Origin of the sequence: Aeromonas aquatica (genome assembly GCF_000764655.1) — a bacterium.
Lineage (GTDB): Bacteria > Pseudomonadota > Gammaproteobacteria > Enterobacterales > Aeromonadaceae > Aeromonas > Aeromonas aquatica.
Genome location: NZ_JRGL01000012.1, coordinates 67,889 through 89,783 on the forward strand (window position 1 = coordinate 67,889; position 21,895 = coordinate 89,783).

Genomic DNA, 21,895 nt, shown 5'->3' on the forward strand with positions numbered 1-21,895 from the left:
CCCATTGATTTAAAATTATAACGGAGAGTTTTTATGGCAGGTCACAGCAAATGGGCCAACATCAAACACCGCAAGGCGGCGCAAGACGCCAAGCGTGGCAAGATCTTCACCAAGTTGATCCGCGAGATCACCACCTCAGCCCGGATCGGTGACGCGGATCCGGCCAACAACCCGCGCCTGCGCGCGGCGGTGACCGCCGCCCTGACCAGCAACATGACCCGCGAAACCATCAACCGCGCCATCCAGCGTGGCGCCGGTGGTGGCGATGGCGAGCAGCTCGAGACCATCGTCTATGAAGGCTATGGCCCGGCGGGCTCCGCCGTGATGGTGGAGTGCCTGACCGACAACCGTAACCGTACCGTGGCCGAAGTGCGTCATGCCTTCAGCAAGAGCGGCGGCAACCTGGGCACCGACGGTTCCGTGGCCTACCTGTTCAGCAAGAAAGGGCTGCTGACCTTCGTCGGCGTGGATGAAGATGCGCTGATGGATGCGGCGCTGGAAGCCGGTGCCGATGACGTGGTCACCGAAGAGGATGGCTCCATCGAGGTCTACACCACCCCGAACGATTTCGGTACCGTGCTGGACGCGCTGGAAGCCGCTGGCTTCAAGCCCGAGAACGCCGAAGTGACCATGATCCCGTCCACCGAAGCCGAGCTGGATGCAGAGACTGCCCCCAAGCTGATGCGTCTCATCGACATGCTCGAAGACCTGGACGACGTGCAGGAGGTGTATCACAACGGCTCCATCTCCGACGAAGTTGCGGCAACGCTCTAAGTCAGGAGCGCATGCAGGCGCGGATCCCTGTGATGCACTGAGTCCGTAACACGAATGCAAACGGCAGCCTTGGGCTGCCGTTTTTTTATGTTTTATTTTTGTCTTGAAAGTGTCATTGGGATTCAATCTATTCCTTTTTTGGTCATCTCTTAATTCCCGCTTAAGTTTGCCTTCCTATGCTCACTCTGTATCCGGGCCGCTGTGCCCATCACCTTTCGTTTGCTCGGGATGAGAGACAGGTGACTGGGATGCCCAAAACTGAGCCCCCATGCAGGGCCTCAAGATCTACTGGCTTGTCGGAGTATTGTTATGCGTCTCACTCTGGGAGTGATGAAGGTCAATCTGTTGCTGGTGCTGTTGTTTGCACTGGTCTTCAACTGGCCCATCTTCCTGCACTTTTACCGTATTCTCACGGCCCTTGAGCACGTCAAGGCGGGCTTTGCCCTCTCGATCCCCTTCGTGCTGATGGCGGCGCTCAATGCGGTCTTCCTGCCATTCACCTTCAAGTATCTGCTCAAGCCGTTCTTCATCCTCTTGATCATGACCGGCTCCATCGCCAGCTACGCCATGCTGAAATACGGCATCATCTTCGACGTGGGTATGGTGCAGAACATCATCGAGACCAACAGCGGGGAGGCGACCTCCTACCTCAATGGCTCTGTCATGCTCTGGTTCCTGCTGACCGCGGTGCTGCCGGTGCTGTGCCTGTTGGCGATCAAGATTGAATACCCGAGTTCCTGGCTCAAGGGGCTTGGCCTGCGCCTCGGGGGCATCGCCCTCTCCTTGCTGTTCCTGGTGGGGGTCGCCGCTCTCTATTATCAGGATTACGCCTCGGTCGGTCGCAACAACCACAGCATCGTCAAAGAGATAGTGCCTGCCAACTATGTGCGCGGCGTCTATCGCTACGCCCGGGACATCGTCTTCGCGACGCCCATCCCTTACGAGCCGATCGGTACCGATGCCAAGGTGGTGAGCAAGAGCGACAAACCGACCCTGATGTTTCTGGTGGTCGGCGAGACGGCGCGCAGCAAGAACTACTCTCTCAACGGCTACAAGAAAGAGACCAACGGCTTTACCAGCAAGGAGCAGGAGCTGGTCTCCTTCAAGGATGTGCGCTCCTGTGGCACCGCCACGGCGGTCTCGGTGCCCTGCATGTTCTCCAACCTGACTCGCCATGAATACGATGAGACCCTGGCCAAGTCACGGGACGGTCTGCTGGACGTGCTCCAGCACGCCGGTGTCTCCGTGCTGTGGAAGGAGAACGACGGCGGCTGCAAGGGGGTGTGCAACAACGTGCCCACCATCGAGGTCGAGCCCAAGCAGTTCCCTCAATATTGCGAGGGGGACTCCTGCTATGACGAGGTGCTGTTGCAGGGGCTGGATCAGCAAATTACCGACATGAAGAGCGGTAACAAGGTGGTGGCCTTCCACCTGATGGGCAGCCACGGTCCGACCTATTACCGCCGCTACCCGACAGAGGATCGCTTCTTTACCCCCGACTGCCCGCGCAGCGACATCGAGAACTGCAGCAACGAGGAGCTGGTCAACACCTATGACAACACTATCCGCTACACCGACAAGGTGCTGTCCCAGCTCATCGAGAAGCTCAAGACCCTGGAGAGCCAGTACAACGTGGGGCTGGTCTATCTGTCGGATCACGGCGAATCCTTAGGGGCCATGGGGCTCTATCTGCACGGCACCCCCTACAAGTTCGCGCCGGATGATCAGACCCGGGTGCCGTTGCTGACCTGGTTCTCCCCCCAGTTGCAAAGCGACCGTCAACTGAACCAGGATTGCCTGCGTCAGGAGGCGGGCAGCAAGCGCTTCTCTCACGACAACCTGTTCCACTCCATGCTCGGCATCATGGATGTGCAGACCAAGGTGTACGACGGAGCGCTGGATATGTTCAAACCCTGCCGCGGGGGTTGAGTCTGAGCTGCCCCCACGACAACCTGTTCCACCCTGTGTCTGGGGATCATGGATGTGCAGACCAAGGTGTACGACGGAGCGCTGGATATGTTCAAACCCTGCCGCGGGGGTTGAGTCTGAGCTGCTCCCACGACAACCTGTTCCACCCTGTGTCTGGGGATCATGGATGTGCAGACCAAGGTGTACGACGGAGCGCTGGATATGTTCAAACCCTGCCGCGGGGGTTGAGTCTGAGCGGGTATCCACAGATAAAAATGGCAGCCGATGGGCTGCCATTTTTATTGGAAGAAGGAAGCTGGGATTTTTCCGTCCTGATGACTCGCAAGCCTGATAAGTAGCAGTCGAACCGGGTTGATAAGCGTGCGGCCTTTGGGTCTATGGACCCGATAAGATACACGGCAACCAGGAGGCGGTGATTTTGTTGTCGGGAGACAAGAGGGGAGGGCGTTTGTTGGTACCTGATGAGATGATTTGACCATTAAATCAACATCTGAAAGACACTTCATGATGTTAAACAGTAAAAAGACAGCCTAGGCTGCCTTTTTCATTGGGTCGGAAAGGAGAAAACTACTTCTGCTCCATGATGATCTGCAACAGATCCCCTTCCAGCAGGGAGCGCTTGACCAGGGCGAAGCCGCCGATGGTGGGCTGGTTCTGGAAGCGTGCCTTCACGATGGGCAGGCCACGGTGGAAGCTCGGCAGGGATTGATGCTCGACGCAGCGACGGATGGCCGGGATCAGGATCTCTTCCGCGGCGGTGATTTCACCCGCGATCAGCACCTTCTGCGGGTTGAACAGGTTGACCGTGATGGCGATGGCCCGGCCCAGATGTTCTCCCACGTTCTCGATCACGCTGCGAGCGAGTTCGTCTCCCGCCACGGCGGCCTTGCACACCTCCTGAATGGTGATGTGCTTCTCCTGCAAGCTGCTCAGATGGCCACGGCTGATGAGCTCCTTGACCTTGTCGACAATGGCCTCGTTGGAGGCGATGGTCTCCAGGCAGCCGAAGTTGCCGCAGTGGCAGCGTTTGCCGAGCGGCTCGACCTGGATGTGGCCTATCTCGCCGACGTTGCGGTTCTGACCGAGGAACACCTTGCCCTTGGTGATGATGCCGGAGCCGGTGCCCTGATGCACGCTCACCAGAATGGAGTCCATGCAGTCACGGGACTCGCCGAAGAAGTGTTCGGCCAGTGCCAGAGAGCGGGTGTCGTTGCCCACGTAGCAGGGCAGGTTGAAATGGTGCTCCAGCAGCTTGGCCAGGCCTAAGTTGCGGATCTGGTAGGTCGGGGTGTAGATGACCATGCCGGATTCCGGATTGACCAGACCCGGCATGGTGAGCGCGACACTGATGAGGTTGCGGCTGCGCTCGCGATTGGCATCGATGAAGGCGCCAATTTCCCGCAGCAGCATGTCGACCACGGGTTGCTGCTCGATCTCGGTCACCTCGGTGATGTGCTGATCGAGCTCCTTGCCGTCGAGATCATAGAGACTCAGCTGCAGGTAACCGCGGCCAAGCTTGGCAGAGACAAACTGAAAGCGATGCTTGATGGTGGTCAGGGAGATGGCGCGCCGCCCACCGGTCGAGGCCTGCGGCGAGGTCTCCCTGATCAGCCCATGCTCGATCAGTTGCCGGGTGATCTTGGTCACGCTGGCCGGGGCCAGCTGACTCAGTTCGGCAATCTTGACGCGAGAGATGGGCCCTTGCAGGTCAATGAGCCGATACACGACCGCACTGTTCACCTGCTTGATAAGATCTACGTTTGCTATTTGTCCGCCAGTCATAGTGTCACTGTTGTGTGTAGTGTCCGTTAACCACGGTCCCGCAGACCGTGAAGGCCTGATCAAAGACGGTGAGGTTGGCAATTTTTCCGACCTGGATACTACCGAGACGTGAGTCCCATCCAATGGCGCGAGCGGGGTAAAGGGTGGCCATTCTCAGTGCTTCATCGAGCGGTAATCCGACCTGTTTGACCAGATTCTCCACCCCTTCAATCATGGTGAGGGCGGAACCGCCGAGTGTACCATTCTCATCGACGCACTGACCATCGCGGAAATAGACGGTTGCGCCACAAAAATCAAACTTCTCAAAGCCTTCCGGCGCTCCGGCCGCGGCGGTGGCATCAGTGACCAGCACCAGTCGCTCGCCAAGGATCTTGTGCGCCAGGCGGACGGTGGCCCAGTGCACGTGATGGCCATCGACGATGATGCCGGCATGGACATCCTTGCGATCATAGATGGCACCGACCACCCCGGGTTCGCGCCCGTTCAGGGTCGGCGTCATGGCATTGTAGAGGTGGGTGGCGAAGCGGATGCCGTCATCAAACCCGGCCATGGCCTGCTCATAGCTGGCGGCGGTGTGACCGGCGGAGACCAGGATCCCCGCCTCGACCAGGCGATGGATGTGCTCCGGCTTGTTGCGCTCCGGTGCCAGGGTGATCTTGGCGATGGCATCGCTGTTGTCACAGAAGAAGTCGATCATCTCGTCGGCCGGCTGGCGGATCTGCGCGGCCGGGTGGATGCCCTTGCGCTTGAGGTTGGTATAAGGCCCTTCCAGATGGACACCGAGCACCTCGTTGGGGTGGGCGGCCATATGGTCGCGGGTGACCGCCACCGCCTGCTTCATGTCCGCATCCGGACTGGTGATCAGGGTCGGCAGGAAGCTGGTGGTACCGGACTTCAGGTTGGCCGCCTGCATGATGGCCAGGGTCTCGGTGGTGATGTGACCATTGAACATGACGCCACCGCAGCCGTTGAGCTGGACGTCGATGAAGCCGGCGCTCAGGTTGGCGCCGTGCAGATCATGTCGTTCGACTCCGGCAGGCAGTTCGGCCTCGCGTACGATGGCGACAATGCTGTCGCCCTCGATCAGTACACCGTGGCCGGTCAGCACGCAGCTGCCGGTATAGATAGTGCAATTAGTCAGTGCGTACATTGCGGCTCCTTACAGGTGCTTGATGTTGTCGGCTTCCAACTGCTGGAAGTAGCGCACCGTCTTGACCTTCAGCTCCATGGTGGAGGGCTCGTCGCATACCATCATGCCCTTCGGATGCAGTTGCAGGGTGGAGATGGTCCACATGTGGTTGACGCAGCCTTCCACCGCGGCTTGCAGGGCCTGGGCCTTGGCGTGGCCGATGACCAGGATCAGGATCTCTTCTGCATCCATCAGGGTACCCACACCCACGGTCAGCGCCAGCTTGGGCACCTGCTCCATGTCGCCGCCAAAGAAGCGGGAGTTGGCGATGCGGGTGTCCTCGGTCAGGGTCTTGACCCGGGTACGGGAGGAGAGGGAGGAGGCCGGTTCGTTGAACGCGATGTGACCGTCGTTGCCGACGCCGCCCATGAACAGATTGATCTTGCCGTAGGACTTGATCTTCTCCTCGTAGCGTTTGCACTCGGCCGCCAGATCCGGCGCGTTGCCGTTGAGAATGTTGATGTTCTCCGGGCGAATGTCCACGTGGTTGAAGAAGTTGTTGTACATGAAGCTGTGGTAGCTCTCCGGGTGCTCTTTGGGCAGGCCGACGTACTCGTCCATGTTGAAGCTGACCACGTGCTCGAAGCTCACCTCACCGGCCTTGTGAAGTTCGATCAGGCGCTTGTAGGTGTTGAGCGGAGTGCCGCCGGTGGGCAGACCCAGTACGAAGGGGCGATCGCTGGTCGGCTTGAACGCATTGATGCGGTCAACGATGTAACGGGCAGACCAGAGACCCACCTGGCTGGCAGACTTCAACGGGATCAGGCGCATTATGTATACCTCTGTACGGGTTGCGGCAGTCTATCGACGGCAAGAATATAAGATGGGGTTAAGTTGTTTTATAGCGTAAATAAAGATTGCGAACTAAGCCACATCTATCCGTTACCTTTATCTCTGTTGAGTGATAATGATCACGAAAGCTGGTTTATTAATTTGCGCAGCGAAATAAAACCCATAGACTGCCAATCAAGCCTTGATGGCTTATGCGTCGAACGTGATAAGCACTTAATTTCTAGAAAAACATCAACTAAGGAGAGGAACCGTGAACATTCTCGGTTATTTGCAAAAGATCGGCCGTGCCCTGATGGTGCCGGTAGCGGTATTGCCTGCCGCAGCGATCCTGATGGGGATTGGTTATTGGATTGACCCGAACGGTTGGGGCGGCGAGAGTGCGCTGGCAGCATTCCTGATCAAGGCGGGTGCCGCCATCATCGACAAGATGGCCATCTTGTTTGCTGTGGGCGTTGCCTATGGCATGTCCAAGGATAAAGACGGTTCTGCCGCGCTGGCCGGTCTGGTCGGCTATCTGGTGGTCACCACCCTGCTGAGCCCGGGCGCCGTGTCTCAGATCCAACAAATTCCGCTGGATCAAGTCCCTGCCGCCTTCGGTAAAATCGAGAACCAGTTTATCGGTATCCTGACCGGTGTCATCGCCGCCGAGCTGTATAACCGCTTCAGCGGTGTCGAACTGCACAAGGCGCTGGCCTTCTTCTCCGGCCGTCGTCTGGTGCCGATTGTGACCTCCGTTGTCATGATCGTGGTCTCCTTCATCCTGATGGCGGTCTGGCCGGTTATCTATGGTGGCCTGGTGAGCTTCGGCGAATCCATCGTCAGCATGGGCTCCACCGGTGCGGGCATCTACGCCTTCTTCAACCGTCTGTTGATCCCGGTCGGTCTGCACCACGCCCTGAACTCCGTGTTCTGGTTTGACGTGGCGGGCATCAACGACATCCCGAACTTCCTGGGCGGTCAAACCTCCATCGACGCGGGTAAAGCGGTTGTGGGTGTCACTGGTATGTACCAGGCTGGCTTCTTCCCCATCATGATGTTCGGTCTGCCGGGCGCAGCTTTGGCCATCTACCACACCGCCAAGAAAGAGCACAAAGAGAAAGTTGCATCCATCATGATCGCAGCCGCCTTTGCCGCCTTCTTCACCGGTGTGACCGAGCCGCTCGAGTTCTCCTTCATGTTCGTGGCGCCGGTGCTGTACGTCATCCACGCCCTGCTGACCGGTATCTCCGTGTTCATCGCCGCCAGCATGCACTGGATCTCAGGCTTCGGCTTCAGTGCTGGCTTTGTCGACATGTTCATCCAATCGCGCAACCCGTTGGCGACTCATTGGTACATGCTGCTGGTACAGGGCCTGGTGTTCTTCGGCCTCTACTACGCCATCTTCCGTACCGTCATCGTCAAGTTCAACCTGAAGACTCCGGGTCGTGAAGATGACGAAGCCGTGCCGGTACAGGCTCAGACCACCGACCGCACCGAGCTGGCTCGCCAGTATCTGGAAGTGCTGGGTGGTCAAGAGAACCTGGTCACCATCGATGCCTGCATCACCCGTCTGCGTCTGACCCTGAAAGATCGCAGCATCGTGGATGAGCGCAAGCTGAAAGCCCTGGGCGCGGCCGGTGTGGTCAAGCTCGGTGAGCAGAACCTGCAGGTGATTCTGGGCCCCTTGGCCGAAATCATCGCCGGTGAGATGAAATCCCTGCGTTAATCGAGCGCAAGCTCACCTCAAGTCTAAGTCCATTGTTGACATAACTAAGGGCCCCGCTCAGGGGCCCCATATAAAAAAAGCCAAGAAAATCCAACCTTTACTTCAAATGAGAGCAGCAGTTATGAACTTGAAACATTCTCTGTTAGCCATTGCCATGTCTACCGTTTGTGCCGCTCAGGTACAGGCAGCCGATGCCGCCAAGCAAGCCGTGGTCGATTCCCTCGCCAGCAACCTGGTCGTCAAGTATGAAGTGGTCACCAACGACGGTGCCAGTGCCGGTTTGGATTGTCAGGCACTGGGTTCCGAGTGGGCTAGCTGTGGCGTTGCCAAGCTGCACCTGACCAACACCGGTGCGGACGTGACTTCCAAGGATTGGAACATCTACATCCACTCCATCCGCCGCATCCAGCGGGTGGACAACGACCAGTTCACCATCACCCACCTGACCGGCGACCTCTATCGCATGACGCCGACCGACAAGTTCCAGGGCTTTGCCAAGGATGCCACGGTCGAAGTGCCGCTGGTGGTGGAGTATTGGGTGCTGTTTGAAAGCGACATCATGCCGAACTGGTACGTCGCCACCGAGGGCGCCGAGCCCAAGGTGATCGCCAGCATGACCAACATCGAAGATGCCACCAGCTACGAGAAGCCGATGCCGGCCGACGGCTGGAAGCGCACCAAGGATGACAAGAACATCCTGATGAACAGCGAGACCCGTTTCGCTGCCAATCAGGCCAGCACGCTGCTGCCGGCCAGCAAGATCGACGACCAGATCATGCCGACCCCGCTCAAGCAGGTGGTGAAGGCGGGTCCGCAGGTCGATCTCTCCAGCATCAAACTCAACGCGCTGGATCTGCCGACCGACCGTGCCGAAGCCATCAAGGCGTCACTGACCAAGCTGGGTGTTACCCTCTCCGACACCGGCTACCCAGTGACCATCAAGCTCGGCAGCAAGGTCAAGCAGGCCGAAGGCTATGACATGAACATCGGCTCGCAGGGCGCGCTGATCCAGGGCCACGACATCGACGGCGCCTTCTGGGGCGCGCAATCCCTGATCTCCCTGTTGGGGGTCAACGACAAGCTGGTCAGCCAGATGGCGGTCGAGGATGCTCCGCGCTTCGAATACCGTGGCATGCAGACCGACGTGGCCCGCCACTTCCGTGGCCCGGAAACCCTGCGCAAGCTGATCGACCAGATGTCGTCCAAGAAGCTCAACACTCTGCACCTGGGCCTGACCAACGATGAAGGCTGGCGCATCGAGATCCCGGGCCTGCCGGAGCTGACCGAGGTCGGTGGCGAGCGTTGCCACGATCTGTCCGAAACCAAGTGCATCCTGCCGCAGCTGGGTTCAGGCCCGACTAGCGACAACATGGGCAGCGGTTTCTACACCAAGTCCGACTATATCGACCTGGTCCGTTACGCCAAGGCGCGCGGTGTGACCGTGATCCCCGAGGTCAACATGCCGGCGCATGCCCGTGCCGCCGTGGTCTCCATGGAGGCGCGTTACAAGCGGCTGATGGCCGAGGGTAAAGAGCAGGAGGCGAACCAGTACCGTCTGCTCGATCCGGCCGACACCTCCAACATCACCTCGGTCCAGTTCTACGACAAGATGTCCTTCATCAACCCTTGCCAGCCGGGCTCTTCCGCCTTCGTGGCCAAGGTCATGGATGAAGTCGGCGCCATGCACAAGGCAGCCGGCCAGCCGCTGACCGTCTGGCACTACGGTGGTGACGAAGCGAAGAACATCATGATCCGCGATGGTTACCAGGATCCGGCCGTCACCAAGAAAGCCGATCTGGTGGCCTGGAAGGGTAACACCGACTGGAGCAAGCAGGACAAGCCGTTCGGCAAGTCCCCGCTGTGCCAGAAGATGATCGACGAGGGCAAGATCAAGAGCGTAGACGAACTGATGGTCTACTACGCGAAGGAAGTTGCCAAGATGGTCAAGGCGGATGGCTACTCCACCCTGATGGCGTGGGAAGATGGCCTGAAGTACGCCGACGGTGCCAAGGATTTCGCCACCGACAAGACCCAGGTCAACTTCTGGGAAACCCTCTACTGGGGCGGCTTCAACAACGCGATGGCGTGGGCGCACAAGGGTTATGACGTGGTGCTGTCCAACCCGGATTACCTCTACCTGGACTTCCCGAACGAGGTGCATCCGGCCGAGCGTGGCTACTACTGGGCGACTCGCTTCACCGACACCCGCAAGTTGTTCAACTTCGCCCCGGAAAACCTGCCGCAGAACGCCGAGACCTCGACCGATCGCGACGGCAATGCCTTCGTGGCCAAGGGTGACCAGGAGCCCGTCAAGTTCAAGGGCATGTCCGGTCAGCAGTGGGGTGAAACCGTGCGTACCGATGCCCAGTACGAGTACATGGTCTACCCGCGGATCTTCTCCGTGGCCGAGCGTGCCTGGCACAAGGGTGGCTTCGAGCTGGATTATGTGAAGGGTCGTGAGTTCTCCGGCGAGACCAAGCATGTCAACAAGGCCACCTTGGACAAGGAGTGGAACCAGTTCGCCAACCTGCTGGGTCAGCGTGAGCTGGCGAAACTGGAAGCCTACGGCGTCGAGTACCGTCTCTCGGTACCGGGTGCCAAGGTCGTCAACGGCAAGCTGGAAGCGAACGTGGATCTGCCTGGTCTGCCCATCCAGTACAGCCTGGATGGCAAGAGCTGGAGCGCCTATGACGCCGCGGCCAAGCCGAGCGTGAACGGCAAGGTCTACCTGCGTACCACCAGCTTCGATGGCAAGCGCACCAGCCGCGTCACCGAACTGAACTGATAGCTGTCAACCGCTAACACCAGGCGGGTCGCAAGACCCGCCTTTCCCAAGGCCGATATGTCATCGGTTTTGGGAAAGGTTGACTGTGCGTGTGAGCCTTTGTTGTGTGTGTATTGTCTGTTTTTCATCACTTGTGACCCCGCCTGGTGCGGGGCTTTTTTTGCCCGCGTTTTGCCGGCGTCGTCGTCGGGGTGGATCAGAGAGGGTCTTCGGGTCGGTCGATATCCTGCACGCAGCCGGGATCATCCAGCGTCAGGCAGATCAGGCGGTCGGCGTGGCGATCGAGCACCGGCTTGGCGCCTTGTTCACCAGAGAGGCGGGCCAGCTCGGGCAGCAGGTCGGCGGGAAAGCTGACGGGATGCCCCTGCTGACCCTGGTAGAGGGGCCGCACCAGCGAGTGACCCTGCTGAGCAGCCTGCAAGGCCAGCAGGCTGGTGCGGGAGAGATGGGGCATATCGGCCAGCGCCACCAGCAGACTCTGGATGGGCCAATCCTGGGCGAGCAGGGTGCGCACCCCGTGGGCCAGGCTGTCACCCATGCCGCCATCTGCCGGCACCTGGGTGATCAGGGCTCCCGTCGGCGCCAGCAGCTGGCGTACCGCCTCGTCTCGCTGCCTGAGCACCACCAGCACGCGATCATGGTCGGGGAGCAGGGTGGCGAGGGTGCGCAGGATCAGGGGCGGGGAGCCTGCGAGGCGCTTGTCGCTGCCGTAGCGGCGGGAGAAGCCGGCGGCCAGCAGCAGGGCTATCCGCTCAGGCTGCATCTGTGGCGTCTCGCAATCTGATGCCCTGGCGCGCGGCGATCACCTCGGCCAGCACGGCGATGGCGATCTCTATGGGGGTCTTGCTGCCGATGGGCAGCCCTATGGGGGCGTGGATCCGCGCAAGCTGGGTCTGACTCGCCTCGGCAATTCGCTGCAGCCGCTCCAGCCGACGGGCGCTGGTGCGCACCGAGCCCATGGCGCCCAGATAGAAGGCCTCTGATTCCAGTGCCGCCATCAAGCCGGCATCGTCGATCCTGGGATCGTGGGCCAGGGCGAGCACGGCGCTCCGGGCCGTGACATGACGCTCGATGAAACGCTCGGGGTCACACCACTCCACCGCTATGCCGCCCTGCTCAGGCCCCCAGTGCCAGTCGGGGCAATATGCCTCGCGGGTGTCGCACAGCAACACCTCGAAGCCAGCGGCCTGTCCCAGTCTGGCCACCTGCTCGCTCACCTGACTGATCCCCAGCAGCAGCAGGCGCCAGCGCTGGGCATAGCTCAGCTGCACCCTGTCTGGATCTTCTTGCTCGCACTGGCCCTGCATCTCGTCGGCCAGATAGGAGCGTTTCCCCTGCTCGAGCAGCACCTCCCGCACGAAGGGGAGGGCGCCTTGCAGCCTGCTCAGCCACTCGTTCAGATCTGCGACGGCCGCGTCCCCTTCGAGGTGCTCCACCAGCAGCCGGATGCGACCCCCACACGGCAGCTCGAATGCACTACCATCGGGGGCCAGGTGGGAGCCATAGTCCAGCAGGCTCTGGGGCGAGTCATGCTCCCCCCTGGCCAGCATGGCGACGAAGGCATCCTCGATGCAACCGCCGGAGATGGAGCCGCTGCGGCGACTACCGTCGGTGGCGAACAGGGCCCCTTGCGGGCGGGGAGCCGAGCCGTAGGTCGCCACTATGCTGCACAGCCAGATAGATTTTCCTTGAGTGAGCCAGGCGAGGCTCTGACGCAGCACCTCCAGCTGACCGCTACTCATCGTGCGCCTCGACGATCTCCTTCTTGAGCGCCTCGATGTCGCTTGCACTCAGGGTGGAGGGCTGATGGGCCCAGGTCTGGCGCAGGAAGTTGACCAGATCCGCCAGCTGCTGTTCGTTGAGCTCCTTGGCATAGCTTGGCATGGGGGCGAAGCGCTCGGTCTGGCTGTAGCTCTGGGCCGGGATCCCGCGCAGCAGCACCGCCAGGGTGTTGGTCGGGGTCGCCTGATCCAGGGTGGCGTTGGTGTACATGGATGGCGTCACGTTCGGCTTGCCCTGACCCTCCTGGCCGTGACAACCGGCGCAGTAGTCCCGGTAGAGCCCATAGCCGGGGTGCGCCCTATCCAGGGTGACTTGCTTGGGCTCCGGCACCGGCAGCGGGGTGTCGCTGTCGAGCAGGTAGCTGGTGGCGGCGTGCATGTCTTCGTCGGTCAGGTAGGCGAAGCTCTTCTCGACCACGGGATACATGCCGGCGAAGACGCCGCCCTTGACCGAGTAGCCCTTGCGCAGCAGCCGGGTCAGGGAGTCATGGGTCCAGCCCTGGCGCCTGAGCTCGGTGGCGGTGATCTCCGGGGCCATCACCCCCTCGATCATGGCCCCTTTCAGGTAGCTGGAGTCGTCCATCGCCATGAAGGTATCCCGCGGCGTGTGGCATTCGCCACAGTGCCCCAGCCCATCCACCAGGTAGCGGCCACGATTCCAGTTGCTGCTCTTGGCCGGATCGGTTTCGAAGGCGCTGTCCTCATGGGCCACCATGTTCCAGAACAGCAGGCCGGTGCGCACGTTGAAGGGGAAGCCGACCTCGTTGTCACGGTTAGGGGTGGCGGCCGGTTTGGTCTGCATGAAGTAGGCGTAGAGCGCCTTCATGTCCTCATCCGTGACCAGGTGGTAGGAGGTATAAGGCATGGCAGGATAGAGGCGGCCATTGGGGGCGCTGCCGTTGTGCATCACCTCATAAAAATCCTGATAGCTGTAGCTGCCTATCCCCTGGGCCTTGTCGGAGCTGATGTTGGTGGAGTAGATGACGCCGAAAGGCGTCTTGAACGCCAGTCCACCGGCATACTTCTGGCCCCCCTCGGCGGTGTGGCAGGCGGCGCAGTCGCCGACCTTGGACAGGTACTCTCCCTGTGCCACCTGCGGATCCTGGGCGTCTGCCGCAGACACCGTGCCTGCGCCGAGCAAGAGTGCGAATGCGAGTCTGGAGAGCATCATGTGCGTACTACCCCCTCCGAGATCAACATGGCCTTGACCCCCTCGTAGTACTTCTTGTAACCGGTGCAGCGGCAGACGTGATCTTTAAGCGCACCCTCTATGGTGGATTCGAGATCGGCCATGGCCACCGGCTGCTTGCGCAGCCGCTCCAGCAGCACTGTGGTCTCGTTGATAAAACCCGAGGTACACCAGCCGCACTGGAAGGAGAAGTGATCCAGGAAGGTCTTCTGCACCGGGCTCAGGGCGATGATCTTGCCCAGGTTGTTACGCTTGGCGTGGCCTTCCACCGTGCGTATGCGCTGGCCGTTGAAGCGGCCAACCCCGTTGACGCAGGTGCGCACGCTCTCGCTGCTGCCATCCGCCCCGTCGACGACTATGGTGCAGGCATGACAGACGCCGATGCCACAGCCGAACTTGGTTCCGGTCAGGTTCACATACTCGTGCAGGAAGTCGATCATCATGGTGTTGTCATCCACTTCGATCGGGCCAATGAGACGGTCGTTGATGGTCATGTTTACGGTGATCATTGGATGGCCTTCTGAATGTCGGTTGCAGTCACGGGAAGATGATAGAAGCGGGTGCCGGTCGCCTGATAGATGGCTTCTACCAGGGCGGCGACCACGGGGATCATCACCACTTCGCCTATGCCCTTGGTGGCATCGGTCGGTGAGAGGGGTTCCAGCAGGGTGTGGGTCAGGTTCCAGACCGGCAGCTGGTGCGCCAAGGGGACCTGATAGCGGTTCAGGTTCCAGGTGCCGTTGCCCGGCCCTTCCTGGCCTGACGGCAGATATTCATACAGAGCATGACCGACCCCCATGGCCAGGCCGCCCTGGATCTGGCCTTCCACCAGTTCGGGGACTATGACTCGACCGGCGTCAAGCCAGCTGTGGGCGGACAGTATGTGCACCTTGCCCGAGCCCTTCTCCAGCGCTATCTCGACCAAGGTGGCGCAGGGGGCGTAGTAGGTCACCATGGCGTTGTTCAGGTTGGTACTGGGGTAGTGAGCCTGGGTGCGGTCGAGCAGCTGGTAGCCGTTGGCATCGGCCTGTGCGCGCTGCGCGCTGCTGGCGCCGTCACCGTAGCGCAACGCCAGCGCATCTATGGGCAGGCGCTGGCTCTGACCCTCGATGGTGAAGTCGCACTCGGCCCAGGCCCAGCGGTTGAAGCTGTGCACCATGGCACCGGTGATGAGGCCGTTGGCGTGGGCATGGGCCGCCAGCAGAGAGAGCGGCAACGGTGGCATGCCACGGGTCGTCAACCCGGCGGGGGTCCAGCTCGCCTCGCTGGCGGGGCCCAGGTCCAGACCCGCCTGACCGACGAAGAACTGCTTGCGCCAGATGGCGGTCGCCGCCGGCCAGAGCGTCTGCTCGAACAGGATGCGGGCCGCCGCCACAGTGGCGTGACTCTGGAAGTAGGAGGAGATGGAGGCCGAGGAGGCCTGCGGAATGGCCAGAGTCCAGCGCGGGTTCTTCTGCATCTCGTCCTGGCGTTCCTGAGAGATGGTGTAGGGGTTATCGGTCTCGACCAGCTTGAAGCTCTCCCAGAGCGCGATTTCGGCGAGATCTATGGTGTCGGCCGGTTGGCCGAAGTAGCGACTGACGATCTCGGCCTGGGAGGTCTGGATCCCGGTGCCCATCTCCATGCCACTGATCTTGAGGAGGATCTCCCCCTTGCTTGTCAGCTCGACGCAGGCGGAGGGGGCCACGGCGCCGGTGCCATAGTCCTTGGTGGTGATGCTGAAACCCGTGCCGTGCAGGCGGTCCGGATGCTGGGTCTCGTAAGCCTGCTTCCTGGCCTGGCGCTGGGCCCAGATCTCATGCTGCTCGGCCATCGCCAGGATCTCGGGGTAACGGTTGTTGCCCTCGGGAATGGCCCCCTGGGTATTGGGCTGGCCGGGCTTGATCAGGTTGCGGCGCCGCAGCGCCAGCGGATCCATCTTCAGCAGTGCGGCGGCCTCGTTGACCATCATCTCCATGGCCGCCATGGTTTGCAGGGATCCATACCCTCGCATGGAGCCGCAATCCGGGTTCTCGGAGGGCAGGGCGACCGCCGTGATGTCGTTCTTGGGCAGGTAGTAGACCCCCTGGATGGCGCTGGCCCCCACGCTGGCCACCGAGCCGGTGAAGTTCAGGCGGCCGCCGCCGTCCACTGTCATGGCGCTGATCAGGGCGCGGAACTGGCCGCTCTGCTTGTCAATCACCAGCTTGTTGTGCATGTTGAACGGATGACGCTTGAGGCCACCCTGGAACTGTTCGAAGCGATCGTTGGCCAGACGCACCGGGCCCTCGCCATAAAGGGTCGCGAGCAGGCCATAGAAGGGGAATATGGTGTGATCCTTGGCCCCGAAGCCACCCCCGATGAAGGGGGAGTGCACCACCAGCTTGTCGACCTTGCCGGCCAGCGGCCCCTTGGCCAGCATCTCGGCGGCTTCGTAGTAGAAGTCGTGAGGGGACTGGGTGCTCACCACCAGGTGCATGGTGCGCGCCTTGGCGTCGAACCAGCCGTTGAAGTTTTCCGGCTCCATCATCATGGGCTCGATGAACTGGGTCTGGTAGCTGCGATCCAGCACCAGGGCGTCCTCGGCCTCCAGCTCCTTGTGCACCTGCTCGGCCTGATACATCCCCTGCTCACCGGCGTTGCCATCGGCTCTGGCCGTCGGCCATACCGGCTGGTGGCTGACGATGGCCGGGAAGAAGAGACCGTTCTTCAAGGTACTGTATTGATCCCCCATGCCGAGCTTGCCCTCGATCCGGATGATGCGCCAGCAGGCCCAGGGATCCCGGGTGGTGGCGACCAGGGGGGTCACATCACCGTAGCGCACCACCTTGTTGTTGAACTGCAGGATCTGCTTGGCCCGGTTGAAGGTGGCGAAGTCCGGGAAGATCAGCATGGCGGCCGCATGACCCAGATAGTCCGGGGTGGCCCCTTCGCTGACCATCATGTTGATGCCGTAGAAGGCGGGCAGCTCGACGCCGTCACGCACCAGATCGGCCGCCGTGATCACCCGGCGGGGCTGGGCATTGGCGGGCAGCATGGAGAGATCCAGCCCCAGATAGACGCGATCCGCCTTGTCGAGCCGGATCAGCAGCGCATGTTGCTGCTGGGACGGCCAGCCAGCCAGATCCTGGGCGCGATAGTCCCGGCTGTAGATCTTCTGGCCGGTGACCTTGGCCAGGCCATCGCTGCGGAACTTGACCTTGCCCCCCTGCTTCCACTGGCCGAGCAAGGCGGGATCGAAGATCTCGTCTTCCATGCCGGACAGGGAGAGGTTGGCGAGGAGGGGGGCGCTGTAGACGGCGATGCCGGCGATGACGCACTGCTTGATGAAATCACGTCTTGATACGGAGTAGGACATGGCTCAGCTACCTGTGTGAGGATGAGGCGAGTGGCTCGGGGGAAAGGGAGGGGACAGGTGTTGTCGACCATCTTCCCTGATGTCGCAGCAAAAATGATAAATAGAATACTAAGGATTGAGGGGTTTGAAAAACATCTGTTACATCTTATGTTGAGTTGATGCGATTTATCAGGGCAATAAGCTGAATTTCGTGGTGTTTTAGTTGTATTTTTGAGCTTTTGTATTGTAACTGTCGTGATAAAAGTATTTTGTGTGTACTCACAAGAGACTGTTTAATTCTAGACCTATATGAATTGATCTATTTCATGATTTACCCGGATGAGACTAAGCCGCGCGAGGTTTAGCGGATCCACTAGGTGGGAAGCTTGTCGGCCCCAGCGCAAATGGGGCTTGGTGGCGCGGCCCACTTGCCGTGGCGGCAAATTCCTGTTGAGCCTCATGGATGAATAGTGGATCATTGACGGTTTCTAAGCGGGGGCGCGCGGTTGCCCCACGAGCTGAGACATTCGAGGTGAATTCATGACCGAGGCGAGCAGCCCAACCAACTTTATCCGTCAGATCATCGATGAAGATCTGGCCAGCGGTAAGCACAAGAGCGTGCATACCCGTTTCCCACCCGAGCCGAACGGTTATCTGCATATCGGCCACGCCAAGTCCATCTGCCTGAACTTCGGCATCGCCCGCGACTATCAGGGCCAGTGCAACCTGCGCTTCGATGACACCAACCCGGCGAAGGAAGACATCGAGTTCGTGGAGTCCATCAAGCAGGACGTGCAGTGGCTCGGCTTCCAGTGGAGCGGCGAGATCTGCTACTCCTCCGACTATTTCGACAAGCTGCACGGCTACGCCATCGAGCTCATCGAGAAGGGTCTTGCCTATGTGGACGAACTCTCCCCCGAGCAGATGCGCGAGTACCGTGGCACCCTGACCGAAGCCGGCAAGAACAGCCCGTTCCGCGATCGCAGCGTCGAAGAGAACCTGGCGTTGTTTGCCAAGATGAAGAACGGTGAGATGGCCGAGGGCAGCGCCTGCCTGCGCGCCAAGATCGACATGGCTTCACCTTTCATGGTGATGCGTGATCCCGTCATCTATCGCATCAAGTTTGCCCACCATCACCAGACCGGTGACCAGTGGTGCATCTATCCGATGTACGACTTCACCCACTGCATCTCGGACGCCCTGGAGGGGATCACCCACTCCCTGTGCACCCTGGAGTTCCAGGATAACCGCCGGCTGTACGACTGGGTGCTGGACAACATCAGCATCGACTGCCACCCCCGTCAGTACGAGTTCTCCCGCCTGAACCTCGAATACACCGTCATGTCCAAGCGCAAGCTGAACCTGCTGGTGACCGAGGGGCACGTCAGCGGTTGGGACGATCCGCGCATGCTGACCGTCTCCGGTCTGCGCCGCCGTGGCTACACCCCGGCCTCCATCCGCGAGTTCTGCAAGCGCATCGGCGTGACCAAGCAGGACAACATCGTCGAGATGAGCATGCTGGAAGCCTGTATCCGCGACGATCTCAACGAGAACGCCCCCCGTGCCATGGCCGTGCTGCACCCGCTCAAGGTGGTCATCGAGAACCTGGCGGGCGACGAGGTGCTGACCGCTCCGGCGCACCCGAACAACGCCGAGATGGGCAGCCGCGAGCTGACTTTTAGCCGCGAGATCTTCATCGACGAGGCGGACTTCAAGGAAGAGGCGAACAAGCAGTTCAAGCGCCTGGTGCTGGGCAAGGAAGTGCGCCTGCGCAACTCCTATGTCATCAAGGCCGAGCGGGTCGAGAAGGATGCGGAAGGCAAGGTGACTTGCGTCTACTGCTCCTACGATCCCGAGACCCTGGGCAAGGATCCGGCCGATGGCCGCAAGGTGAAGGGGGTGATCCACTGGGTCAGCGCCACTCACTCCCTGCCGGCCGAGATCCGTCTCTACGATCGTCTGTTCAAGATGCCGAATCCCGCTGCCGAGGATGACTTCGAGGCGGCGCTCAACCCGGATTCGCTGGTGGTCATCGCCGGTGCCCGGGTCGAGGCCTCCCTCAAGGATGCCAAGCCGGAGTTTGCCTACCAGTTCGAGCGTGAAGGCTACTTCTGTGTCGACAACAAGCTCTCCAGCCCGGAGCACCTGGTGTTCAACCGCACCGTGGCCCTGCGCGACGTCTGGGGCAAGGCCGAAGGCTGATGCGAGAAGGGCAGGGGAGACCCTGCCCATCACCCGCCCCCTTGCGGACACAAAAAAGCCAGCATCATGCTGGCTTTTTCATTGCTGCTCGCGGGCCGACGGCGTTATTCGTGCTTGCAGTCGCCGTTCGCGCAGTGACCATAGAGATAGAGACTATGGTTGGTCAGGCGGATGTTGTGCACCTTGGCGATGTCGCGCTGACGCTGCTCGATCACCTCGTCGGAGAACTCGATCACCTTGCCACAATCGAGGCAGACCAGGTGGTCATGATGCTCCTGGGTAGCCAGCTCGAACACCGACTTGCCGCCTTCGAAGTGGTGACGGGTGACGATACCTGCATCATCAAACTGGTTGAGAACGCGATAGACGGTGGCGAGACCAATCTCCTCACCCTGATCGATCAGCCGTTTGTACAGATCTTCCGCACTGGTGTGCTGGCTGTCCGGCTGTTGCAGGATTTCCAGGATCTTGACGCGGGGCAAGGTGATCTTGAGTCCGGCCTTTTTTAATGCTTGATTGTGGTCTGCCATATTCTATTTATTCGCATTCTCGAAGGTGTGGTTATTCTGATTGACTGCCAAGGGAATGGCAACCACGAACTCGTTTGGCCTGTCATTATAGGTCGTAGCCAGCTTAAAAATAAACCCAGCAATTCAAGGGCTTTAGCATATAACCCGCGTCTGAAGATAAATATGGCGCGGCGTGGTTCGGCTTGCTCCCGCGGGGAATGTTGATACTATGTAATTTCTCTATTATCTGGTCGGATGAGATCCATGGATTGGCTTTTTGGCAACGCAGCCTGGGTGCGCCACGCCCTCAACGCCTGGCCTCCCTTCTGGGGAGCGGGTATCAAGATCGAAACCCTGAGCGCCGATTTTCGCTTCTGCAGGGTCACCCTGAAATCCCGTTGGTGGAACAAGAATGCCAACCGGACCCAGTTTGGCGGCAGCATGTTCGCCATGACGGATCCCATCTATCCGCTGATGCTGATGGGGCACTTCAAGAATCGGTATTACGTCTGGGACAAGGCGGGCAGCATCAACTACATCAAGCCGGGCAAGGGGGTGCTGGTGGCCGAGTTCAATCTGACCGACGCCAAGCTGGCGTCCATCGTCGCGGCAACCGAGGGGGGAGACAAGCACTTCCCCGAGTTTGAGGTGCAGGTGCAGGACAAGCGTGGTGAGCTGGTGGCCCAGGTCAGACGCACTCTCTATGTCAGGTCCAAGCCGGAGCACCGGGGCGGCTGACGACCCGCGCCGCAGAAACAACAAGGGCCCCGTTGGGGCCCTTGTTTTGGGAGCAGGTGGCTTACGCCAGCTCGCCCAGGTTCAGCTCTTCGTGCAGCTGTTTGCACCAGCCCTTGACGCGCTCGGCGGTCAGCTCAGGCTGGCGATCCTCGTCGATGCCCAGACCGACGAAGTGCTTGTCATCGACCAGTGCCTTGGAGGCTTCGAATTCGTAGCCGGCGGTCGGCCAGTGGCCGACGATGATGGCGCCCTTGGCTTCGACGATGTCGCGCAGGGTCCCCATGGCATCGAGGAAGTACTCGGAATAGTCTTCCTGATCGCCGCAGCCGAAGATGGCGACCAGCTTGTTGGTGAAATCTATCTCTTCCAACTCGGGGAAGAAGTCATCCCAGTCAGCTTGAGACTCACCGTAGTACCAAGTCGGGATGCCAAACATCAGCAGATCGAAGTTGGCAATATCGGCCTTGCTGCTCTTGGCAATGTCATGGACTTCAATGAGTTGCTTGCCCAGTTCTTTCTGGATCATCTTGGCGACAGCTTCGGTATTACCGGTATCGCTGCCGAAAAACAGACCTACACTAGCCATAGTGTTTAGTTACCCGTATCTGGTGTTGATGCTTAACGGTCAGATTGCGACGCCTGCTGCAAAAGCAGACTCAATCTGTTGCTTCAGGATAGATTGGATCAGCTCGGCTCGGCTGACGTTCTGTTGCAGCGCGAGTTGGTTCAGGCGCTCCAGCAACTCGGCCTCCACCTTCAACTCTACCCGTTTCAGGCCATTCTCCCGATCGCGCTTGAGCTGGTTGCGCTTGTTGATCTTGAGTTGGGTCTCACGGGGGAGTGGGTTGGTCTTTGGCCTGCCGGGGCGCTTCTCACTTGCGAACAGATCCAGTGTTGTTCGATCAGTTTGCTGTTTGGCCATACATCACAGATGAAAATAAGTTAGCCGATCCCTGAGCCTTCCCAGCCCATTTCGATCAGCCCCTTGGCGACAAAACCCGCGCAACCCAGAAACAGAACCAGCCAGACGACGAGACGGCCGAAACGGGGCACGTTGCCGCGTTTGAGCACGTCATGAATGGCCAGACCAATCAGCAGGAAGATGGCCACGAAGAACAACTTCAGGCCCAGACTCTCGATTAGATCGATATGTTCACTCAGCATGGATTGCGCACACTCCTTATGACGGGCGCACTATATCACA

At 60.1% G+C, this 21,895-nt stretch carries 18 protein-coding genes; 6 read left to right on the forward strand and 12 right to left on the reverse strand.

All coding sequences use genetic code 11. The features are described from left to right. Positions 1-33 precede the first annotated feature (33 nt). Together LG30_RS0103360 and LG30_RS0103365 are read left to right on the forward strand one after the other, a co-directional pair. The gene (locus LG30_RS0103360) at positions 34-774 is read left to right on the forward strand and encodes a YebC/PmpR family DNA-binding transcriptional regulator (protein ID WP_033129301.1); all 741 of its coding nucleotides are present in this window, start codon (positions 34-36) and stop codon (positions 772-774) included. A gap of 309 nt (positions 775-1,083) precedes the next feature. Beyond that, on the forward strand, positions 1,084-2,703 hold the full coding sequence (locus LG30_RS0103365) for a phosphoethanolamine transferase (protein WP_033129302.1): 1,620 nt from the start codon (positions 1,084-1,086) through the stop codon (positions 2,701-2,703). 567 nt (positions 2,704-3,270) lie between these two features. On the opposite strand, the gene nagC is transcribed toward LG30_RS0103365, so the two are convergent. From nagC to nagB, 3 genes are read right to left on the reverse strand one after another with little or no spacing between them, the layout of a single operon-like run. Beyond that, positions 3,271-4,485: a DNA-binding transcriptional regulator NagC gene (nagC, locus tag LG30_RS0103370; RefSeq protein WP_033129303.1), complete on the reverse strand. Its 1,215-nt coding sequence runs from the start codon at positions 4,483-4,485 to the stop codon at positions 3,271-3,273. Between the two features lie 4 nt (positions 4,486-4,489). Next, on the reverse strand, positions 4,490-5,635 hold the full coding sequence (gene nagA / locus LG30_RS0103375; protein WP_033129304.1) for an N-acetylglucosamine-6-phosphate deacetylase: 1,146 nt from the start codon (positions 5,633-5,635) through the stop codon (positions 4,490-4,492). A 9-nt stretch (positions 5,636-5,644) separates the two neighbouring features. After that, positions 5,645-6,445 carry a glucosamine-6-phosphate deaminase gene (gene nagB, locus LG30_RS0103380; RefSeq protein WP_033129305.1) on the reverse strand — a complete coding sequence of 267 codons (801 nt, stop codon included), beginning with the start codon at positions 6,443-6,445 and terminating at the stop codon, positions 5,645-5,647. A gap of 271 nt (positions 6,446-6,716) precedes the next feature. Here nagB and nagE point away from each other — a divergent pair, with 271 nt between their 5' ends. Then, positions 6,717-8,171 carry an N-acetylglucosamine-specific PTS transporter subunit IIBC gene (gene nagE, locus LG30_RS0103385; protein ID WP_033129306.1) on the forward strand — a complete coding sequence of 485 codons (1,455 nt, stop codon included), beginning with the start codon at positions 6,717-6,719 and terminating at the stop codon, positions 8,169-8,171. Positions 8,172-8,292: 121 nt separating this feature from the next. Beyond that, on the forward strand, positions 8,293-10,956 hold the full coding sequence (locus tag LG30_RS0103390; RefSeq protein ID WP_033129307.1) for a beta-N-acetylhexosaminidase: 2,664 nt from the start codon (positions 8,293-8,295) through the stop codon (positions 10,954-10,956). 196 nt (positions 10,957-11,152) lie between these two features. Here LG30_RS0103390 and LG30_RS0103395 read toward each other — a convergent pair whose 3' ends face one another. The 5 genes from LG30_RS0103395 to LG30_RS0103415 are packed head-to-tail and all read right to left on the reverse strand — an operon-like array spanning position 11,153 to position 17,263. Continuing rightward, entirely contained in the window at positions 11,153-11,719 is a 567-nt protein-coding gene (locus LG30_RS0103395) for a nucleotidyltransferase family protein (protein WP_033129308.1), read from the reverse strand. Beyond that, the gene (locus tag LG30_RS0103400) at positions 11,709-12,698 is read right to left on the reverse strand and encodes an XdhC family protein (protein WP_033129309.1); all 990 of its coding nucleotides are present in this window, start codon (positions 12,696-12,698) and stop codon (positions 11,709-11,711) included. Before LG30_RS0103400 ends, LG30_RS0103395 begins: the two co-directional genes overlap by 11 nt. Then, positions 12,691-13,908 (reverse strand): cytochrome c, encoded by a 1,218-nt coding sequence (locus LG30_RS0103405; protein WP_033129310.1) that lies wholly within the window; start codon positions 13,906-13,908, stop codon positions 12,691-12,693. The genes LG30_RS0103400 and LG30_RS0103405 overlap by 8 nt, the downstream gene beginning before the upstream one ends. Further along, a complete protein-coding gene (locus tag LG30_RS0103410; protein WP_033129311.1) occupies positions 13,905-14,435 on the reverse strand; it encodes a (2Fe-2S)-binding protein in 531 nt (176 codons plus the stop codon). Before LG30_RS0103410 ends, LG30_RS0103405 begins: the two co-directional genes overlap by 4 nt. Next, positions 14,432-17,263 carry a xanthine dehydrogenase family protein molybdopterin-binding subunit gene (locus LG30_RS0103415; protein ID WP_033129312.1) on the reverse strand — a complete coding sequence of 944 codons (2,832 nt, stop codon included), beginning with the start codon at positions 17,261-17,263 and terminating at the stop codon, positions 14,432-14,434. Before LG30_RS0103415 ends, LG30_RS0103410 begins: the two co-directional genes overlap by 4 nt. A gap of 519 nt (positions 17,264-17,782) precedes the next feature. Between LG30_RS0103415 and glnS the strand changes: the two genes are divergently transcribed. Then, positions 17,783-19,444 (forward strand): glutamine--tRNA ligase, encoded by a 1,662-nt coding sequence (gene glnS, locus LG30_RS0103420; RefSeq protein ID WP_033129313.1) that lies wholly within the window; start codon positions 17,783-17,785, stop codon positions 19,442-19,444. A 104-nt stretch (positions 19,445-19,548) separates the two neighbouring features. Here the strand turns inward: glnS and fur are convergent, their stop codons facing one another. Further along, the gene (fur, locus tag LG30_RS0103425; RefSeq protein WP_033129314.1) at positions 19,549-19,974 is read right to left on the reverse strand and encodes a ferric iron uptake transcriptional regulator; all 426 of its coding nucleotides are present in this window, start codon (positions 19,972-19,974) and stop codon (positions 19,549-19,551) included. 243 nt (positions 19,975-20,217) lie between these two features. Here fur and LG30_RS0103430 point away from each other — a divergent pair, with 243 nt between their 5' ends. Beyond that, entirely contained in the window at positions 20,218-20,691 is a 474-nt protein-coding gene (locus tag LG30_RS0103430; RefSeq protein ID WP_033129315.1) for a DUF4442 domain-containing protein, read from the forward strand. Positions 20,692-20,752: 61 nt separating this feature from the next. On the opposite strand, the gene fldA is transcribed toward LG30_RS0103430, so the two are convergent. From fldA to LG30_RS0103445, 3 genes are read right to left on the reverse strand one after another with little or no spacing between them, the layout of a single operon-like run. Beyond that, positions 20,753-21,277, reverse strand: a complete 525-nt coding sequence (gene fldA, locus LG30_RS0103435; RefSeq protein WP_033129316.1) for a flavodoxin FldA — start codon at positions 21,275-21,277, stop codon at positions 20,753-20,755. Positions 21,278-21,316: 39 nt separating this feature from the next. Beyond that, a complete protein-coding gene (gene ybfE, locus LG30_RS0103440) occupies positions 21,317-21,613 on the reverse strand; it encodes a LexA regulated protein (protein ID WP_033129317.1) in 297 nt (98 codons plus the stop codon). A 20-nt stretch (positions 21,614-21,633) separates the two neighbouring features. Further along, positions 21,634-21,855: a DUF2788 domain-containing protein gene (locus LG30_RS0103445; protein WP_033129318.1), complete on the reverse strand. Its 222-nt coding sequence runs from the start codon at positions 21,853-21,855 to the stop codon at positions 21,634-21,636. Between the last annotated feature and the right edge of the window lie 40 nt (positions 21,856-21,895).

What these genes read in the sequence shown, in the direction of transcription:
- LG30_RS0103410 (WP_033129311.1), bottom strand. Translation starts at nt 14,435, where the DNA reads ATGATCACCGTAAACATGACCATCAACGACCGTCTCATTGGCCCGATC.
- fur (WP_033129314.1), bottom strand. Translation starts at nt 19,974, where the DNA reads ATGGCAGACCACAATCAAGCATTAAAAAAGGCCGGACTCAAGATCACC.
- LG30_RS0103395 (WP_033129308.1), bottom strand. Translation starts at nt 11,719, where the DNA reads ATGCAGCCTGAGCGGATAGCCCTGCTGCTGGCCGCCGGCTTCTCCCGC.
- LG30_RS0103365 (WP_033129302.1), top strand. Translation starts at nt 1,084, where the DNA reads ATGCGTCTCACTCTGGGAGTGATGAAGGTCAATCTGTTGCTGGTGCTG.
- LG30_RS0103415 (WP_033129312.1), bottom strand. Translation starts at nt 17,263, where the DNA reads ATGTCCTACTCCGTATCAAGACGTGATTTCATCAAGCAGTGCGTCATC.
- LG30_RS0103360 (WP_033129301.1), top strand. Translation starts at nt 34, where the DNA reads ATGGCAGGTCACAGCAAATGGGCCAACATCAAACACCGCAAGGCGGCG.
- nagB (WP_033129305.1), bottom strand. Translation starts at nt 6,445, where the DNA reads ATGCGCCTGATCCCGTTGAAGTCTGCCAGCCAGGTGGGTCTCTGGTCT.
- fldA (WP_033129316.1), bottom strand. Translation starts at nt 21,277, where the DNA reads ATGGCTAGTGTAGGTCTGTTTTTCGGCAGCGATACCGGTAATACCGAA.
- LG30_RS0103445 (WP_033129318.1), bottom strand. Translation starts at nt 21,855, where the DNA reads ATGCTGAGTGAACATATCGATCTAATCGAGAGTCTGGGCCTGAAGTTG.
- ybfE (WP_033129317.1), bottom strand. Translation starts at nt 21,613, where the DNA reads ATGGCCAAACAGCAAACTGATCGAACAACACTGGATCTGTTCGCAAGT.
- nagC (WP_033129303.1), bottom strand. Translation starts at nt 4,485, where the DNA reads ATGACTGGCGGACAAATAGCAAACGTAGATCTTATCAAGCAGGTGAAC.
- LG30_RS0103390 (WP_033129307.1), top strand. Translation starts at nt 8,293, where the DNA reads ATGAACTTGAAACATTCTCTGTTAGCCATTGCCATGTCTACCGTTTGT.
- LG30_RS0103430 (WP_033129315.1), top strand. Translation starts at nt 20,218, where the DNA reads ATGGATTGGCTTTTTGGCAACGCAGCCTGGGTGCGCCACGCCCTCAAC.
- LG30_RS0103405 (WP_033129310.1), bottom strand. Translation starts at nt 13,908, where the DNA reads ATGATGCTCTCCAGACTCGCATTCGCACTCTTGCTCGGCGCAGGCACG.
- nagA (WP_033129304.1), bottom strand. Translation starts at nt 5,635, where the DNA reads ATGTACGCACTGACTAATTGCACTATCTATACCGGCAGCTGCGTGCTG.
- glnS (WP_033129313.1), top strand. Translation starts at nt 17,783, where the DNA reads ATGACCGAGGCGAGCAGCCCAACCAACTTTATCCGTCAGATCATCGAT.
- LG30_RS0103400 (WP_033129309.1), bottom strand. Translation starts at nt 12,698, where the DNA reads ATGAGTAGCGGTCAGCTGGAGGTGCTGCGTCAGAGCCTCGCCTGGCTC.